Consider the following 16,148-nt stretch of genomic DNA (forward strand, 5'->3'; position numbering starts at 1 on the left):
TCCTTGCTGAGATGCGTATCGGCTCTTGGTCCGTCCAGCGTAGTCAGGGCGGGCCGGTGCGGTGGGCGGCGCCCGCCCGCTGAGACGGTCACCCCGAGCGGTGAACCGTCCCAATCTCATCCATATCGCCGTATCCCGCTACTTGATGTGAGAACACCCCCGTGCGCCTCTTTACGCCGGGGCCGCCGGTCCGCTCTGATGTCAGGAAGCACGCCTCGGGGGAGGCCCGTCATGAAACGTCCCGGACCTTTGCTGACCCTGCTCGCGGGTCTGCTGCTCGGCCTGTTCCTGCTGACGCTCGACGCGACGACGGGGACGAGGCACACGGTGCCCACGTACAAGGAGCGGTCGCCCGTCCCGACGCCGGCCGGATCCGTCGCGTCAGCCACTCCCACCCCGTCCCGCACCCGGATCGCCGACGCCTCCTACGCGGGCCGCACCGACGACGACTCCTCCTCGGTGGCCGTGTCGATCCGCGGCGGCAAGGCGATCGCGTACTTCTGCGACGGCCGCCGCAAGGAGGCGTGGCTGAAGGGCGACGTTGCGGACGACGGCAGCATGCGGCTGACCGGACGGCACGGCGCCGAGCTGAACGGCCGGCTCCAGGAGGGCCGGCAGCTCCGCGGCACGGTGGACCTCGCCGGCGGCCACTACGCCTTCACCGCCGACAAGGCGGTCAAGCCGTCCGGGCTCTACCGTGCGACGGCCACCGTGCGCGGCGCGAAGATCGACGGCGGCTGGATCGTGCTGTCCGACGGCCGCCAGGTCGGCATCCTCAGCCGCGACGGCAAGGCAGGCGCCGCGCCCCGCATCGACCCGGCGACCGGCGCGGTAACGGTCGACGGCGAGCGGCTGACGGCACGTCCCGTGACCCCGTGACCGGAGGGAGCCGACCATGACCGTCGACCCGAACGCCGCCACCCAGGGCTTCCCCTCGCCCGAGGCGCGCCCGCACCCGGCCCGCTATCTCGTCCCGGCGCTGGTGGCCGCCGCCGTCGCGGTCGCCCTCGGTGTGTACGGAAAGGTCCACCATCCGGCGGGGACCGCCTTCAATCTCGCCGGGTTCACCAGCACGGGCGCCGTGAAGTCGTGGCTGGCGACCACTGCGGTCTTCTTCGCGGTGATCCAGCTGGTCTCGGCGCTGATGATGTACGGGAAGCTGCCCGGGCCGGGCTGGACGCCGGTGCTGCACCGCTGGTCGGGCCGGGTGGCGTTCCTGGTGGCGGTCCCGGTGGCGGTGCACTGTCTGTACGCATTGGGCTATCAGACGTATGAACCGCGCGTTTTGTGGCACTCCTTCCTGGGTTGCTTCTTCTTCGGTGCTTTCAGTGCCAAGATGCTGCTGCTCCGCTCGGAGCGACTTCCCGGCTGGCTGCTGCCGGTCGTCGGCGGACTGGTGTTCGCCGTTCTCACGGTCATCTGGCTGACCTCGGCCTTCTGGTTCTTCCGCACGTTCGGAGTGACGACATGACGCACGACTCGACGCGGCGCACGGCTCTCGCGACCGGCGCGGCGGCGCTCGCGGCGGGTTGCGTGGGGTGCAGCAAATACGGCGAGAGCACGAGCTCCGGCGAGAAGAAGGAGTCCGGGACGAAGGAGTCCGGACCGTCCGCGGGCGCCACCGCCGGGCAGGCGCTGGCGAAGACCAGCGAGATCCCGGTCGGCGGCGGCACGATCTTCAAGGAACAGAAGGTCGTGGTCACCCAGCCGAGCCAGAACGAGTTCAAGGCCTTCTCGGCCGTCTGCACCCATCGGGGCTGCACCGTGGCCCGGGTCGCGGACCGCACGATCGACTGCCCCTGTCACGGCAGCAAGTTCGACATCAGCGACGGCGCGGTGGCCCACGGCCCGGCGACCGAGCCGCTGCCGCCGGAGAACATCAAGGTCAACGGGGAGACGATCCACCTGGCGTGACCCCGAGCCGGACGCGCACCACGAAGTCGTGCAGGGCGTCATGGGCGCTGGGCACGTCGGGCAGCTCCGAGGCGCTCTGGGCCTCGTCGAGCACGGAGTGCAGGCGTTCCACGTCGGCCTCCACGCGCGCGTGATCGACCTCGGCGGCCCCGTGCTCCCGCTCCGCCTTCGCCGCTATCAGCTCCGGCAGACACGCGGGCGCGTCCGGTCCCGCGGCGAGCGTGGGCAGATGGGCCTGCACCTGCCCGCTGCGCATCAGATGGATGCCGGTGAGCAGCGCCCGGAACGTGTAGAGCAGCGGCTTGAGTTCACCGGTCTTCTCGAACAGCCGCCACTGCGTCACCGCGAACCCCCGGTAGTGGTGGGCGTGATGACGGGTGAGGACGCCGGCCGCGAGCTCGGCCAGCTCGCTGTGCGCGTCGGTGGTGTGCACGACCAGGGGTGAGAGCAGCTGCTCCAGCACGTAGCCGTTGCGGCGCAGCATCAGTCGTACGAACTTGCGCAGATCGTGAGTGACGAGGTCCAACTCGACGCCATGGCGGACCCAGGTCCGTGACCGCGTCTCGTCCGGCTCCCGCAGCCCCACCAGGTCGGCGGAGGGCAGCAGATGGACGCCCCGCAGGTCCAGGTCGGAGTCCTGCGAGGGGAAGCCGTACAGATGCGCGCCGGAGACGGTCGCGAACAGCAGGGGGTCCGGCTGTTCGGCGATGACGGGCGTCAGGTCCAGGTCGAGATCGTCGATCATGGGCTAAGCGTCCCAGAGCGCCCCCAGGGTGAGCAGGTCTCCCCCGTATTCGATCCGGTCCGCCCACGCGGTCGGCCAGGCGTCCGCGCCCAGGTGGGCGCCCGCGAAGGCGCCGGTCAGGCAGGCGATGGAGTCCGAGTCGCCGGAGCTGCACGCGGCCCGGCGCAGGGCGGTGACCGGTTCGTCGACGAAGAGCAGGAAGCACAGCAGGCCGGTCGCCAGGGCCTCTTCGGCGATCCAGCCCGCGCCCGTGGCCAGGCACGGGTCGGCCTCGGGCGAGGCGGTGCGCACGGCCTCCTGGAGACGGCCCAGGATCTCCAGGCACTCGTCCCAGCCGCGCGCGATGAAGTGCTCGGGCGAGGGGTCCTGCGAGCGGGTCCACAGGTCGCCGAGCCAGGTGTGGTGGTAGCGGGTGCGGTTGTCGAGGGCGTACGAGCGCAGCAGTCCGACCAGGCCGGTGGGCTCGGTGCCGTGGGCGAGCAGCCGTACGGCGCGGGCGGTGAGGTCGGAGGCGGCCAGTGCCGTCGGATGCCCGTGGGTCAGCGCGGACTGCAACTGGGCGGCGCCGGCGCGCTGTTCGTCGCTGAGGCCGGGGACGAGTCCGATCGGCGCGACGCGCATGTTGGCGCCGCAGCCCTTGGAGCCGATCTGGCTGGCGTCCTGCCAGGCCCGCCCCTCCTCCTTGAGGAGGCTGCACGCGGTCAGGCAGGTGCGCCCGGGAGCCCGGTTGTTCTCCGGCGACTGGTACCAGTCCACGAACTCCTCGCGCAGCGGCCGCTCCAGCCGCTTGGGCGCGAGCACCCCGCGGTCCATGGCCGTGCGCAGCCCGCGGCCCAGCGCCAGCGTCATCTGGGTGTCGTCGGAGACGAAGGCGCGCTTCGGCAGCTCCATCTCCCGCCAGGGTCCGCACTTGGCGAGGATCGACGGGACGTCGTTGAACTCGGTGGGGAAGCCGAGCGCGTCCCCGAGGGCGAGGCCCAGCAGGGATCCGGTGGCGGCACGCTTGTTCACGGTGGTGGTCATGCTGGGCGTCCTTCCCGGGACGGTCGGAGCAGGGGTGGGTGCAGGGCGGTGGCGGTGCCCGCGCGGTACACGGCGGCCGGTTTGCCGCGGCCGCCGGTCAGCCGCGCGGCCCCGGGCACGGGCTCGACGAACCCCGGTGTGGCCAGCACCTTGCGGCGGAAGTTGGGACGGTCGAGCGCCGTACCCCACACCGTCTCGTAGACCCGCTGCAGCTCGCCGAGGGTGAACTCGGGCGGGCAGAAGGCGGTGGCGAGGCAGGTGTACTCGAGCTTGGCGCCGACGCGTTCGCGGGCGTCGGCGAGGATCCGGTCGTGGTCGAAGGCGAGCGGCCGGGCGGCGTCGTACGGCAGCCAGCGGGCCTGGGCCGCGTCGCCGCCGCCGTGCGGCTCGGGCGCGTCGGGCAGCAGCGCGGCGAACGCGACCGACACGACCCGCATCCGGGGGTCGCGGCCGGGCTCGCTGTAGGTGCGCAGCTGTTCCAGATGCAGTCCGGAGACGTCCGACAGGCCGGTCTCCTCGGCGAGTTCACGCCGGGCAGCCGTCTCGGCGGACTCGTCCGGCAGCACGAAGCCGCCGGGCAGCGCCCAGTGGCCGGCGAAGGGTTCCTGGCCCCGCTCGACGAGCAGCACGTGCAACGCGTTCGCGCGCAGGGTGAGGACGGCGAGGTCGACGGTGACGGCGAAGGGTTCGTGGGCGTACTTGTCGTAGCCCTCCACGGTCTCGCCTCCTTCATGGTCAGGGCTTCATGGTCGGAGCGACTAATAGTCACTACGACTATAAATAACCCAGCCCCACCACCGCAAGCCCTCAGCTGCCCCCTGAGCGCCTTGCACGCACACGGAAGCGGCCGGCACCGGGAAACCCGGTACCGGCCGCCCCAGAGCCGCTGAGAGCCCTCCTAGAGGTCGACCTCCTTCATCAGCATGCCGACCTCGGTGTTCGACAGCCGCCGCAGCCAGCCCGACTTCTGGTCGCCCAGGGTGATCGGGCCGAAGGAGGTCCGCACCAGCTTCTCGACCGGGAAGCCGGCCTCGGCGAGCATCCGGCGCACGATGTGCTTGCGGCCCTCGTGGAGGGTCACCTCGACGAGGTAGTTCTTGCCGGTCTGCTCGACGACCCGGAAGTGGTCCGCGCGCGCGTAGCCGTCCTCCAGCTGGATGCCGTCCTTCAGGCGCTTGCCGAGATCGCGCGGGATCGGGCCCACGATGGCCGCGAGATAGGTCTTCTTCACGCCGTACTTGGGGTGGGTCAGACGGTGGGCCAGCTCGCCGTGGTTGGTGAGCAGGATGACGCCCTCGGTCTCGGTGTCGAGCCGGCCGACGTGGAAGAGCCGCGTCTCACGGTTGGTGACGTAGTCGCCGAGGCACTGGCGCCCCTCGGGGTCCTCCATCGTCGACACGACACCGGCGGGCTTGTTCAGCGAGAAGAACTGGTACGACTGGGTCGCCACCGTCAGGCCGTCGACCTTGACCTCGTCCTTCTCCGGGTCGACACGGCGGCCCTGCTCCAGGACGATCTCGCCGTTGATCTCGACGCGCGCCTGCTCGATGAGCTCCTCGCAGGCACGCCGGGAGCCGTAGCCCGCGCGCGCGAGGACCTTCTGCAGCCGCTCGCCCTCCTGCTCGGCGCCCGGGAAGGTCTTGGGCAGCTTGACGTCCTTCTTGCCCGCGTACCGCTCGCGGTTGCGCTCCTCGGCCCGCGCCTCGTACTCGCGGGAGCGCCCCGGAGCCGTACGCCCGCCGCCGCCCTGCTGGGACTGCTTGGGCCCGCCCTTGGCACCGCCGCGGGCGGCGCCGCCGCGCCCCGCCTTGGGGCCGTCCTTCGTGGCGCCGGGGCCCACGTCGTAGCGGCGCTCCTCGGGACGGGGCTTGCGGGGACGGCCCTGCCCCTGCCGCTCGTCCCTGTTGTTGCCGGCACCGCGGTAGTTCCCGCGCCCGCCGCTCTTGCCGCTGCCGCTGCTTCGCATCAAGTTTCCGTCTTAGTCGTCTGCGTCCTGACCGCCGGGCGCGTCGGGCGCGTCCGGGTCGAACGACGGTACGCCCTCCTGGGTCTCGGCCTCGATCGCCTCCGCCTCCGGGAGGAAGGGCGCGAGCTCCGGGAGTTCGTCCAGACCGCGCAGGCCCATCCGCTCCAGGAAGTAGTTCGTCGTCCTGTACAGGATCGCACCTGTTTCAGGTTCCGTGCCCGCCTCCTCGACCAGACCGCGCTGCAAGAGGGTGCGCATCACACCGTCGCAGTTCACTCCGCGTACGGCCGAGACGCGGCTGCGGCTCACCGGCTGGCGGTAGGCGACGACGGCCAGGGTCTCCAGCGCGGCCTGGGTGAGGCGGGCCTGCTGGCCGTCCAGGACGAAGCCCTCGACGGCAGCGGCGTACTCGGGGCGGGTGTAGAAACGCCAGCCGCCGGCGATGAGCCGCAGCTCGAATCCCCGCCCCTGGACCGTGTACTCGTCGGCCAGCTCGCGCAGCGCGTCCGCGATCTGCCGCCTCGGCCGCTGGAGGATCTTCGAGAGGTGCTCCTCGGTCGCGGGTTCGTCCACGACCATGAGGACCGCCTCCAGTGCGGGCTTGAGGTCGAGGTCGGCGACGGTGCGCAGACCCGCCGGGACGTCGGTGATCTCCTCGCTCACGCCTTCTTCTCCTCCTTGGGCTCCTCGGGCGGCCGATCGAACTCGTCGGTCACCCGCGGTGTCTCGTCGCTGTCCCCACCGGTCCACCGCACGATCAGGTCCCCGAGGGCGGTCTCCTGATCCAGCGCGACGGCCTTCTCGCGGTACAGCTCCAGCAGGGCCAGGAAACGGGCCACGACGGTCAGGGTGTCGTCGGTGTCCTCGACGAGGACCCGGAAGCTGGCCTCTCCCATCTCCCTGAGCCGTGCGACGACGATCCCGGCCTGCTCCTGCACGCTGACCAGCGGGGCGTGGATGTGGTCGACGTACACCTGGGGCTTGGCCTTGGGCTGCATCGCCTTGACGGCGAGCTTGGCGAACCCCTCGGGTCCGATGCTGATGACGACCTCGGGCAGCAGCTCGGCGTGCTGCGGTTCGAGGCCGACGGTACGGGGGTAGCGGCGGGCCTCCTGATCGAGGCGGTAATTGAAGATGTCCGCGATCTGTTTGTACGCCCGGTACTGCAGCAGCCGCGCGAACAGCAGGTCCCGGGCCTCCAGCAGGGCCAGGTCGGCCTCGTCCTCGACCTCGGCGGCGGGCAGCAGCCGGGCGGCCTTGAGGTCGAGCAGCGTGGCGGCGACGACGAGAAACTCGGTCGTCTGATCCAGGTCCCAGTCCGGCCCCATCGCCCGGATGTGCGCCATGAACTCGTCGGTCACCTTGGAGAGGGCGACCTCGGTGACGTCCAGCTTGTGCTTCGAGATCAACTGGAGAAGCAGATCAAAGGGCCCCTCGAAGTTGGCAAGCCGCACCTTGAACACACCGTCGACGACCGCGGCATCCTCCCCGGAGGAGACACCTGCCGACCGCACCTGCGCAGACTCCACCCCGACCGGTACAAGACCCGGCCCGGCCCCGGGGAGGACCACCCCGGTCCGGGAGAGCCCCGGCTCACGTCCCGGCACCACGGAGCCAGCCTCGGCAAGAAGGCCCGCACGTTCGGAGCCCAGGGGGACAGTCCCGGTCACGGAGATCCCCGGCCCCACCGACGAACCCTCCGCCCCGGCCCCAGGGAGGACGGCCTCGGGCCGGGCGAGCCCCGGCTCGCGGGGCGGAAGCGCAGCCGCAGGCTCGGGCGTCCCCTGCTCGCGGTCCAGGACCACGGTCTCTGACTCGGAGATCCCCCGCTCTGACACCACGGAACCAGACCGCCAGCCATCCGGTCCGGGCTCGGGCTCGGAAAGAAGGCCCGCACGTTCGGAGCCCGGGGGGACAGTCCCGGTCACGGAGATCCCCGGCTCTGTCGCCGAGCCCTCCGACTCGGGCTGAGGAAGGACCGCCTCGGGCCAGGCGTGCCCCGCCTCCGACACAACGGACCCAGACCGCGAACCCTCCGGCTCGGGCTCAGGGAAGGTGGCCTCGGGGGCGGGAGACGGGCTTCGGGGCGGCGTGGCTGCTTCGGATTCCGTGGCCGGGGTGGGTGGCTCGGGGTTTGGCTTCGAGGGGTGCGTGGGAGCCCCTGGCTGAGCTGCCTGCGCGGCGCCCGGTCCCCGCCCCAGGGCACGTCTGCGGCCGGCCGAGGGGCCGGGGGCGGGAACGTCGTTCGAGGTCATGGCCGTCGCAGGCTATCGCTTACCGCCCACCGAGCCGACTACCGGCCGCGCAGCCGCCGTACCAGGATGCTCGCTTCTCCCCGGGACTCCAGGTCGGCCAGCACCACCGCGACCGCCTCGCGGACGATGCGTCCGCGGTCGACGGCCAGCCCGTGCTCGCCACGGAGCACCAGCCGGGCGTGTTCCAGGTCCATCAGTTCCTCGGCCGACACATACACCGTGATCTTCTCGTCGTGCCGCTCCCGCCCGCTGGGGCGCCGCGCCGCCGCACGGCTCCCGCGCTTGCGGGGCTGCGCGCCGGCGGAGGAGGCGGCAGAACCTTCCTGCGCCGCCTGCCGCCGCTCCGACCGCTCCGCCGAGGCGGACCGGCTGCGGGACTCGCCCGCGTCGGTCGGCTCCGCCTCCGCGGCCACATGCTCCGCGCCGTCGCCGTCACCGCCCTGCACGGGCACCGACGGCGGCACATCCTCCGCCGCGGCGGCCGCGGCGTCACTCTCCCCCGCGGGAGCCGGCACCCGGGCCTCGCCGTTGGCCGGGCGCCGGGGAGTGGACGGCTGGAGCGCCATTCCCCCTGTCGTACGGAACAGTTCGTCGGCCCCCGGCAGACTCACTCGGCGTGACACCGGGCGAGCACCTCCCTGGCGAGCTGGCGATAGGCGGCGGCACCGACGGAGTTGGAGGCGTACGTGGTGATCGGCTCACCGGCGACCGTGGTCTCCGGGAAGCGGACCGTGCGGCCGATGACCGTGTGGTAGACGTGATCGTCGAACGCCTCGACCACACGGGCCAGCACCTCACGGCTGTGGACCGTGCGCGAGTCGTACATCGTCGCGAGGATCCCGTCGAGCTCCAGCTCCGGGTTGAGCCGCTCCTGGACCTTCTCGATGGTCTCGGTGAGCAGCGCGACACCACGCAGGGCGAAGAACTCGCACTCCAGCGGCACGATCACCTTGTGCGCGGCCGTCAGCGCGTTGACGGTCAGCAGACCGAGCGAGGGCTGGCAGTCGATCACGATGTAGTCGTAGTCGTCCATCAGCGGCTTGAGCGCACGCTGGAGCGTGGACTCGCGCGCGACCTCGGAGACCAGCTGCACCTCGGCGGCCGACAGGTCGATGTTGCTGGGCAGCAGGTCCATGTTGGGGACCGCCGTCTTCAGGAGGACCTCGTCCGCGGACATGCCCCGCTCCATGAGCAGGTTGTAGACGGTGAGGTCGAGCTCCATCGGGTTGACGCCGAGACCCACCGACAGCGCGCCCTGCGGGTCGAAGTCCACGAGCAGTACACGCCGGCCGTACTCCGCGAGCGCGGCACCCAGGTTGATGGTCGACGTCGTCTTGCCGACGCCGCCCTTCTGGTTGCACATCGCGATGATCTTCGCGGGGCCGTGGTCGGTCAGCGGGCCCGGGATCGGGAAGTACGGCAGCGGGCGCCCGGTCGGGCCGATGCGCTCACGGCGCTGGCGGGCAGCGTCGGGCGCGAGCGTGGCCGCGTACTCCGGGTCCGGCTCGTATTCGGCGTCGGGGTCGTAGAAGTGCCCCTCGGGCAGTTCGTCGTAGTCGGCGAGTTGGTTGTGGGGCGCGCCACTTCCGTCGCCGGCCATGGCGTTCACGTGATGGCCATCCATGCTCTGGTGTGCTGAGTGAGTCACCCCTGCAGACCGGTGACTCTGTTGGGCGAAGGTACGCACCGCGACAGAGCCGACAGCCTCGAACCCCGCGGGGCCCTGGGCCCGTACCGGCATTCCTGGTTGACCACCCCCGGGAGAAAATGTCGACTCATTCACAAGTCGTCTTACCTCCTTGGTGACCAGGAAACTTCTAGACAGGTCAGCGTGGCACCATGCCGACGGTTGGCGACTCTATGGCGTGTCGGCGGTCCGCAGCAACACAATCCGCCGGACCCGGCAGGATGTGTCGGCAATGAAACATCCCTCTGTCAAGGGCGTACGGCCGTCGCACGGCAGGTTTCACCGGTGTGCGAATCGGTCGAAGGGTTACGTTCGAGGCGAGTTGACCGAGCGTCGCAAAGTGACCATACACACATCCGGCCGGACCTTGTCGGGCAAGGTCCGGCCGGGTACGCGCGGTTGACGACCAGTGTTGACGTATCGCCTTTACCGTATGGTGACTTAGCGGAGCGGCTCGGCGGCCGGCTCAGCCGAGCAGGGTCTCCAGGTCCAGGTGCTCCAGGCCGTGGGCCTCGGCGACCTCCTTGTAAACGACCTTGCCGTCATGGGTGTTGAGACCCTTGGCCAGCGCGGCGTCGCGGCGCAGCGCCTCGACCCAGCCGTTGTTGGCGAGCGAGACGATGTACGGCAGCGTGGCGTTGGTCAGCGCGTAGGTGGAGGTGTTGGGCACCGCGCCGGGCATGTTGGCCACGCAGTAGAAGACCGAGTTGTGGACCCGGAAGGTCGGCTCGGCGTGCGTGGTCGCGTGGGAGTCCTCGAAGCAGCCGCCCTGGTCGATCGCGATGTCGACAAGGACACTTCCGGCCTTCATCCGGGACACCAGCTCGTTGGTGACCAGCTTCGGGGCCTTGGCGCCCGGGATCAGGACCGCACCGACGACGAGGTCGGCGTCGAGGCAGGCCTTCTCCAGCTCGAAGGCGTTGGAGACGACGGTCTGGATCTTCGTGCCGAAGATCTTGTCGGCTTCCTTGAGCTTGTTGATGTCCCTGTCGAGCAGGGTCACGTGGAAGCCCAGGCCGATGGCGATCTGCGCGGCGTTCCAGCCGGAGACGCCGCCGCCGATGATGACGGCCTTGCCGGCCGGCACGCCCGGGACACCGCCGGGCAGCACACCACGGCCACCGGCCGCGGCCATCAGGTGGTAGGCGCCGACCTGCGGGGCGAGCCGGCCCGCGACCTCGGACATCGGGGCGAGCAGCGGGAGCGCGCGGTTGGGCAGCTCGACCGTCTCGTAGGCGATCGCCGTGGTGCCGGACTCCAGGAGGGCGTCCGTGCACTCCTTGGAGGCGGCCAGGTGCAGGTAGGTGAAGAGGATCTGGTCCTTGCGGAGGCGGTGGTACTCCTCCGCGATGGGCTCCTTGACCTTCAGCAGCAGGTCGGCGGTGGCCCAGACCTCGTCCGCGGTCTCCAGGATCTCGGCGCCGGCCGCCACGTACTCCTCGTCCGGGATCGAGGAGCCGACGCCGGCATTCCGCTCGACGACGACCTGGTGACCGTTGCGCACCAGCTCGTGCACGCCGGCGGGGGTGATGGCCACCCGGAACTCGTTGTTCTTGACCTCGCGGGGGATGCCGACCTTCACGTCGATCACGGTCCTTGGCTCAGAGGGTGTGGGGGCATTGCAAGACATACCCGGCATGCGGGGGCACACCAGGATGCACCGCAGGAGAACGTGCGGCAGAGCCAGTTTAATGAAGGCGTTCCGGCTGTCTAGCCTTTCATTGCATCAATCTTCGATGGATGTGCTGCGGATTTCGCAGGCATCGGAGCCGTGGTCTGCCTCGACGTCGCTCTCGTGGCTCTCCTGGACTTCCTCTCCCAGCATGCGCTCGGCGGCCCCACGGTGCAGTCGAGCGGCGGCGGAGTCGCCCAGCCGCTCCAGGGTGTCCGCGAGCCGCAGCTGCAGCGCGGCCTGCAGCCGGATGTCGTCGGCACGGCGCGCCCACTCCACCGCCTCCTGGCAGGTGTGCAGCGACTCCTCGGGCCGCCCGGCGTACTCCTGAACCCGGGCCAGTTCGCTCAACGCCCGTGCCTGAGCGGCGACATCACCGCTCTTGCGGTGCCCGGCAACGGCCGCGCGCCAGTTCCGCAGCGCCTCGCCGTAGCGGCCCGCATAGGTGTGGGCGGTGCCGATACGGCCGTACAGCCGGGCGGCGTCCGCGCGCTCGTCGCGGGCCAGGCGCTGGGCGAGGGCCCGGCCGAACCAGTCCGCGGCCCTGTCGTAGTCCCCCAGCTCCTGATGCGTGCCGCCTACGGATTCCATCGCGCGACCGGTGGCGTACGGGTCGTTCGCCGCGCGTCCGGCGTCCAGCGCGGCCCGGTAGCGGACCAGCGCCTCGCTCGTCCGGCCCGTCCGGGCGTCCAGGTCGCCCAGGTTCAGCAGCGCGGCGGCCTTCTCGCGGGGCAGTCCGCGGCGCTCGGCCACGTCGAGGACGAGGCGGTGGATGCCGTACAGGTCGGGCGCGGCCGCCTGGGTTCCGACATGCGCCACCATCGCCCTGACCAGCTGGGACATCAGCCGGCGGGCCAGCGTGTCCAGCTCCCCGTCGGCGACCGCGAGGCGGGCGGCGGCCAGCAGGGCGGGACGGCGGATGTCGAGCCAGTCGGCGGCCGCCCTGGGGCTGGGGAAGCGCAGGGAGCGGGGCAGGCCCTGGAGCTTCTCACGCGCCTCGGGGTTGTCCGTCTCGGTGATCGCCCGGCAGGACTGCAGCAGCCGTACGGTGCGCTCCAGCATGCGGGCGCGGGCCAGCTGGAGCTCGCCGGGGCGGTCATGGCTCTCGGCGAGGGCGTGCAGCAGGGGGTGGAGGCAGCCGGGGACCTCGTACTGCGGCAGCGGGGAGTCCACGGCCCGCAGCAGGTTGAGGGCGACGAAGTCGTCCAGGGTGGTGCGGGCGGTGCTCACCGAGCAGCCGGCCAGCGCGGAGGCGGTGTGCGGGTCGACCAGTCCGGCGGGGGCCAGGGAGAGCAGTCGCAGCATCCGGGCGGCCGGGGCCGGCAGCTGCTCGTGGACGAGCCGGAAGGCCCGGCTGAGCGGCGTTCCCTCGTCGACCTCGGCGTGCAGGCGTTTGGCCAGGTCGGAGACGCCCGCCTGGGGGCGCGCGGCGAGCCAGCCACCGGCCAGGGCCAGCGCGGCGGGCTGGGCCTGGCACACCTCGACGAGGCTCTCGGCGGCGCGCGGGTCCACGGTGATGCGGACCGAGCCGGTGTACCGGGTCAGCAGTTCCAGGGCCGACTTGGTGTCGAGACCGCCCAGGGTGCAGGGCCGGACGTCCGTGATCCCGGTGAGCGGGCCCTGGGACACGGCGACGGCCAGGCAGTCCGGGGAGTCCGGCAGCAGCGCGTCGACCTGCTCGGCGCCCGCCGCGTCGTCCAGCAGGAGCAGCACCCGCCGCTCGGCCAGGGCCGCGCGCAGCGCCTCGCTGAGCTCGTCCTCGCCGGCTCCGGGCGGGGTGGGCAGGTCCAGGGCGGTGAGCAGTTCGCGGGCGGCGCGCTCGACCGGCACCGGGGTGCCGTCGGGTTCGCCGAGCCGGACCCGCAGCACTCCGTCGGCATAGCGGTCGGCGACCTGCCGTACGAGCTCCTCGGCGAGCGCCGTACGGCCGGAGCCGGGCCGGCCCGCGATGAGGAGCACGCGCGCGCGTGGGGCCTTGCGGCCGGAGAGGGTGTCCAGGCCCGCTCGCTCGATGTCGGCCCGGAGTTCCTTCAACTCCCTTGTACGGCCCAGGAAATGGCTCTCCGCCGACGCGTCGCCCGACGGCCCCGCGCCGTCCGTGTCCACCGCCTGATCCGTCACGGGCCACACTCCCGTCCCACCGAACGCGCAAGCCCGCCGGGACTCCGGTTCGGGCGTGAGTCGAGCCTAGTTCACGCTCTGCGACGATCCGTGCGGAGCACGGCGGGCAGGTCCCTCGATCGGATCAGGCGATCGTCACACCGGTGGCGGAGCGGCCGACTTCAGGACCGGAGGTGGCCGGTGTCAGGAGTCGAGGTGACCGGGTTCAGGACTCGAAGGGACGCGCGGGCCACGGTGCCTCGGCCGGGCGCAGGGCGTCGAGGCCTTCGCCGTTGCGGGCGGCGACCAGGGAAAGGACCCCCACGACGAGGCAGTTGTTGTGCAGCTCGCCGGCGAGCACGCCCCGGACGAGCTCCGCCACGGGCACGCGCGCGTGCTCCATGTCGGCCTCCTCGTCCTCGACCTCGAAGCGCTGCCCGTCGGCCTCGGACAGATCACGGGCGAGGAAGATCCGTACGGACTCGTCGCAGCCGCCGGGGGTGGTGTACACGTCGGTCAGGACCCGCCAGTCCTCGGCCTTGACGTGCGCCTCCTCGTACAGCTCGCGCTGGGCGGCGTGCAGCGGGTTCTCGCCGGGCACGTCGAGCAGACCGGCCGGGATCTCCCACAGCTTGTGCCGGACCGGGTGACGGTACTGGCGGATGAGATGAACGCGGTCCTCTTCGTCGAGGGCGACGACCGCCACCGAGCCGGGGTGGACCTGGTAGTCGCGGCGGACCACCGAGCCGTCGGGCATGACCACCTCGTCCGTGCGGACGGAGGTCTTGTTCCCCACGAAGGGGGTCTCCGTGGCCCGGATCTCCCACTCCTCGGGGGTGTCCTTGATCGTCATGCCCTGTCCTCCACACGCTTCACAAAAGACCGGTCGGCTGAAACCGGGGTGCTCACCTTTTGAAGGTATGCACCCCGGCAACCGTACAACTGGTGTGTTACTTCGAGTTCTCCTGCGCGCCCGCTGCCTGCTGACGCTCGACAGCCGCCTTCACGAGCCCGGCGAACAGCGGGTGCGGACGGGTCGGACGCGAGCGCAGCTCCGGGTGCGCCTGCGTGGCGACCAGGTAGGGGTGGACATCGCGCGGGTACTCGACGTACTCGACGAGCTTGCCGTCCGGGGAGGTGCCCGAGAAGAGGATGCCGGCCTTCTTCTCCAGCTCCGCGCGGTAGGCGTTGTTCACCTCGTAGCGGTGCCGGTGCCGCTCCTCGACGTACTCCTTGCCGTCGTACACCTCGCGCACGATGGAGCCCTCGGCCAGCTTGGCCGGGTACATGCCCAGCCGCATCGTTCCGCCCATGTCGCCCTCACCGGCGACGATGTCCAGCTGCTCGGCCATGGTCGAGATGACCGGGTGGCCGGTGGCGGCGTCGAACTCGGTGGAGTTGGCGTCCGGGATGTCGGCCAGGTTGCGCGCGGCCTCGATCACGATGCACTGCAGGCCCAGACAGAGACCGAGCAGCGGGATCCTGTTCTCGCGGGCGTAGCGGATGGCGCCGACCTTGCCGAGCACACCGCGGTCGCCGAAGCCGCCCGGGATGCAGATGCCGTCCACGTCGCCCAGCTGCGCCTTGGCGCCCGCCGGGGTCTTGCAGTCGTCCGAGGTGACCCACTTGATCTTGACGCGGGCCTTGTTGGCGAAGCCGCCCGCGCGCAGCGCCTCGGTGACCGAGAGATAGGCGTCGGGCAGGTCGATGTACTTGCCGACCAGCGCGAGGGTGATCTCGTGGTCGGGGTTGTGGACGCGGTCGAGCAGGTCGTCCCAGGTCGTCCAGTCCACGTCACGGAAGGGCAGGTCGAGCTTGCGGACGACATAGGCGTCCAGGCCCTCGCCGTGCACCGTCTTCGGGATGTCGTAGATCGAGCGTGCGTCGGGGCAGGCGACCACGGCGGCCTCGTCGACGTCGCACATCAGCGAGATCTTGCGCTTGATCGCGGTGGGCACCTCGCGGTCGCAGCGCAGCACGATCGCGTCCGGCTGGATACCGATGTTCCGCAGGGCCGCAACCGAGTGCTGGGTCGGCTTCGTCTTCAGCTCTCCCGAAGGGCCGATGTACGGCAGGAGCGAGATATGGACGACGAAGACGTTGTCACGGCCGACCTCGTGCCGGACCTGGCGGACCGTCTCCAGGAACGGCAGCGACTCGATGTCGCCGACCGTGCCGCCGACCTCGGTGATCACGACGTCCACCTCGTCGGTGGCCATGCGGCGGATGCGGTGCTTGATCTCGTTGGTGATGTGCGGGATGACCTGCACCGTGTCGCCCAGGTACTCACCGCGCCGCTCCTTGGCGATGACGGTCGAGTACACCTGGCCTGTAGTGACGTTGGCGGAGCCGTCCAAGTCGCGGTCGAGGAAGCGCTCGTAGTGTCCGATGTCCAGGTCGGTCTCGGCGCCGTCGTTGGTGACGAACACCTCACCGTGCTGGAACGGGTTCATCGTGCCCGGGTCGACGTTCAGGTACGGGTCGAGCTTCTGCATCACGACGCGCAGTCCCCGAGCCTTGAGCAGCATGCCGAGGCTGGAGGCCGTGAGGCCCTTGCCGAGAGAGGAGGCGACACCCCCGGTGACGAAGATGTGCTTGGTCGTCGTGGCTGTGACGTGTCGAAAAGCCGTGGGCGGCATGGCCAAGAGGGGGCTCCCGTGGTCGCGATCTTTGGTGCGGTACGACTCCCCGCCCGGAGGTTTCCGGGGGCGCCGTCGCTGCGGTTCGGGGGTTTCTTGCCCACCGGTCCACGGGCTACCAGGGTATCAGCGCCGCGAGGCGATGGC

15 protein-coding genes are annotated in these 16,148 nt (G+C 70.9%); 3 read left to right on the plus strand and 12 right to left on the minus strand.

The window, feature by feature from the left end:
- Positions 1-231: 231 nt before the first annotated feature.
- Genes ACZ4EG_RS22930 through ACZ4EG_RS22940 form a run of 3 tightly spaced genes read left to right on the plus strand, consistent with a single transcriptional unit; the run spans position 232 to position 1,914 of the window.
- Entirely contained in the window at positions 232-879 is a 648-nt protein-coding gene (locus ACZ4EG_RS22930; protein ID WP_467791858.1) for a hypothetical protein, read from the plus strand.
- Positions 880-895: 16 nt separating this feature from the next.
- Positions 896-1,471, plus strand: coding sequence for a DUF6529 family protein (locus ACZ4EG_RS22935; RefSeq protein ID WP_467791859.1), 576 nt, complete (start codon positions 896-898; stop codon positions 1,469-1,471).
- Entirely contained in the window at positions 1,468-1,914 is a 447-nt protein-coding gene (locus ACZ4EG_RS22940) for a Rieske (2Fe-2S) protein (RefSeq protein WP_467791860.1), read from the plus strand. The genes ACZ4EG_RS22935 and ACZ4EG_RS22940 overlap by 4 nt, the downstream gene beginning before the upstream one ends.
- On the opposite strand, the gene ACZ4EG_RS22945 is transcribed toward ACZ4EG_RS22940, so the two are convergent.
- The 12 genes from ACZ4EG_RS22945 to ACZ4EG_RS23000 all read right to left on the minus strand — a co-directional run bounded on the left by ACZ4EG_RS22945 (position 1,886) and on the right by ACZ4EG_RS23000 (position 16,001).
- Positions 1,886-2,659: a nucleotidyltransferase domain-containing protein gene (locus ACZ4EG_RS22945; protein ID WP_453550047.1), complete on the minus strand. Its 774-nt coding sequence runs from the start codon at positions 2,657-2,659 to the stop codon at positions 1,886-1,888. The two genes, ACZ4EG_RS22940 and ACZ4EG_RS22945, sit on opposite strands and share 29 nt — an antisense overlap.
- Before the next feature lie 3 nt (positions 2,660-2,662).
- Positions 2,663-3,682, minus strand: a complete 1,020-nt coding sequence (locus ACZ4EG_RS22950) for an ADP-ribosylglycohydrolase family protein (protein ID WP_453550050.1) — start codon at positions 3,680-3,682, stop codon at positions 2,663-2,665.
- Entirely contained in the window at positions 3,679-4,398 is a 720-nt protein-coding gene (locus ACZ4EG_RS22955; protein ID WP_467791861.1) for an NUDIX hydrolase, read from the minus strand. Before ACZ4EG_RS22955 ends, ACZ4EG_RS22950 begins: the two co-directional genes overlap by 4 nt.
- A gap of 182 nt (positions 4,399-4,580) precedes the next feature.
- Positions 4,581-5,648, minus strand: coding sequence for a pseudouridine synthase (locus ACZ4EG_RS22960; RefSeq protein ID WP_453550056.1), 1,068 nt, complete (start codon positions 5,646-5,648; stop codon positions 4,581-4,583).
- 12 nt (positions 5,649-5,660) lie between these two features.
- Positions 5,661-6,311: an SMC-Scp complex subunit ScpB gene (gene scpB, locus ACZ4EG_RS22965; protein ID WP_263207119.1), complete on the minus strand. Its 651-nt coding sequence runs from the start codon at positions 6,309-6,311 to the stop codon at positions 5,661-5,663.
- Positions 6,308-7,336: a segregation and condensation protein A gene (locus ACZ4EG_RS22970; RefSeq protein WP_467791884.1), complete on the minus strand. Its 1,029-nt coding sequence runs from the start codon at positions 7,334-7,336 to the stop codon at positions 6,308-6,310. Before ACZ4EG_RS22970 ends, scpB begins: the two co-directional genes overlap by 4 nt.
- A 605-nt stretch (positions 7,337-7,941) precedes the next feature.
- Entirely contained in the window at positions 7,942-8,526 is a 585-nt protein-coding gene (locus ACZ4EG_RS22975; RefSeq protein ID WP_467791862.1) for a hypothetical protein, read from the minus strand.
- Entirely contained in the window at positions 8,511-9,644 is a 1,134-nt protein-coding gene (locus ACZ4EG_RS22980; RefSeq protein ID WP_263207123.1) for a ParA family protein, read from the minus strand. The genes ACZ4EG_RS22975 and ACZ4EG_RS22980 overlap by 16 nt, the downstream gene beginning before the upstream one ends.
- 412 nt (positions 9,645-10,056) lie before the next feature.
- Positions 10,057-11,181 (minus strand): alanine dehydrogenase, encoded by a 1,125-nt coding sequence (ald, locus tag ACZ4EG_RS22985; RefSeq protein ID WP_453550064.1) that lies wholly within the window; start codon positions 11,179-11,181, stop codon positions 10,057-10,059.
- 135 nt (positions 11,182-11,316) lie between these two features.
- On the minus strand, positions 11,317-13,383 hold the full coding sequence (locus tag ACZ4EG_RS22990; RefSeq protein WP_467791863.1) for a tetratricopeptide repeat protein: 2,067 nt from the start codon (positions 13,381-13,383) through the stop codon (positions 11,317-11,319).
- A gap of 205 nt (positions 13,384-13,588) precedes the next feature.
- Positions 13,589-14,215: an NUDIX domain-containing protein gene (locus tag ACZ4EG_RS22995; protein WP_453550068.1), complete on the minus strand. Its 627-nt coding sequence runs from the start codon at positions 14,213-14,215 to the stop codon at positions 13,589-13,591.
- A gap of 97 nt (positions 14,216-14,312) precedes the next feature.
- A complete protein-coding gene (locus tag ACZ4EG_RS23000; protein ID WP_363296941.1) occupies positions 14,313-16,001 on the minus strand; it encodes a CTP synthase in 1,689 nt (562 codons plus the stop codon).
- Positions 16,002-16,148 lie beyond the last annotated feature (147 nt).

The organism is Streptomyces sp. NPDC025638, assembly GCF_055558775.1.

Coding starts and splice junctions, on each gene's coding strand:
- ACZ4EG_RS22930 (WP_467791858.1), top strand. CDS start 232: ATGAAACGTCCCGGACCTTTGCTGACCCTGCTCGCGGGTCTGCTGCTC.
- ACZ4EG_RS22935 (WP_467791859.1), top strand. CDS start 896: ATGACCGTCGACCCGAACGCCGCCACCCAGGGCTTCCCCTCGCCCGAG.
- ACZ4EG_RS22940 (WP_467791860.1), top strand. CDS start 1,468: ATGACGCACGACTCGACGCGGCGCACGGCTCTCGCGACCGGCGCGGCG.
- ACZ4EG_RS22945 (WP_453550047.1), bottom strand. CDS start 2,659: ATGATCGACGATCTCGACCTGGACCTGACGCCCGTCATCGCCGAACAG.
- ACZ4EG_RS22950 (WP_453550050.1), bottom strand. CDS start 3,682: ATGACCACCACCGTGAACAAGCGTGCCGCCACCGGATCCCTGCTGGGC.
- ACZ4EG_RS22960 (WP_453550056.1), bottom strand. CDS start 5,648: ATGCGAAGCAGCGGCAGCGGCAAGAGCGGCGGGCGCGGGAACTACCGC.
- ACZ4EG_RS22980 (WP_263207123.1), bottom strand. CDS start 9,644: ATGCCGGTACGGGCCCAGGGCCCCGCGGGGTTCGAGGCTGTCGGCTCT.
- ACZ4EG_RS22995 (WP_453550068.1), bottom strand. CDS start 14,215: ATGACGATCAAGGACACCCCCGAGGAGTGGGAGATCCGGGCCACGGAG.
- ACZ4EG_RS23000 (WP_363296941.1), bottom strand. CDS start 16,001: ATGCCGCCCACGGCTTTTCGACACGTCACAGCCACGACGACCAAGCAC.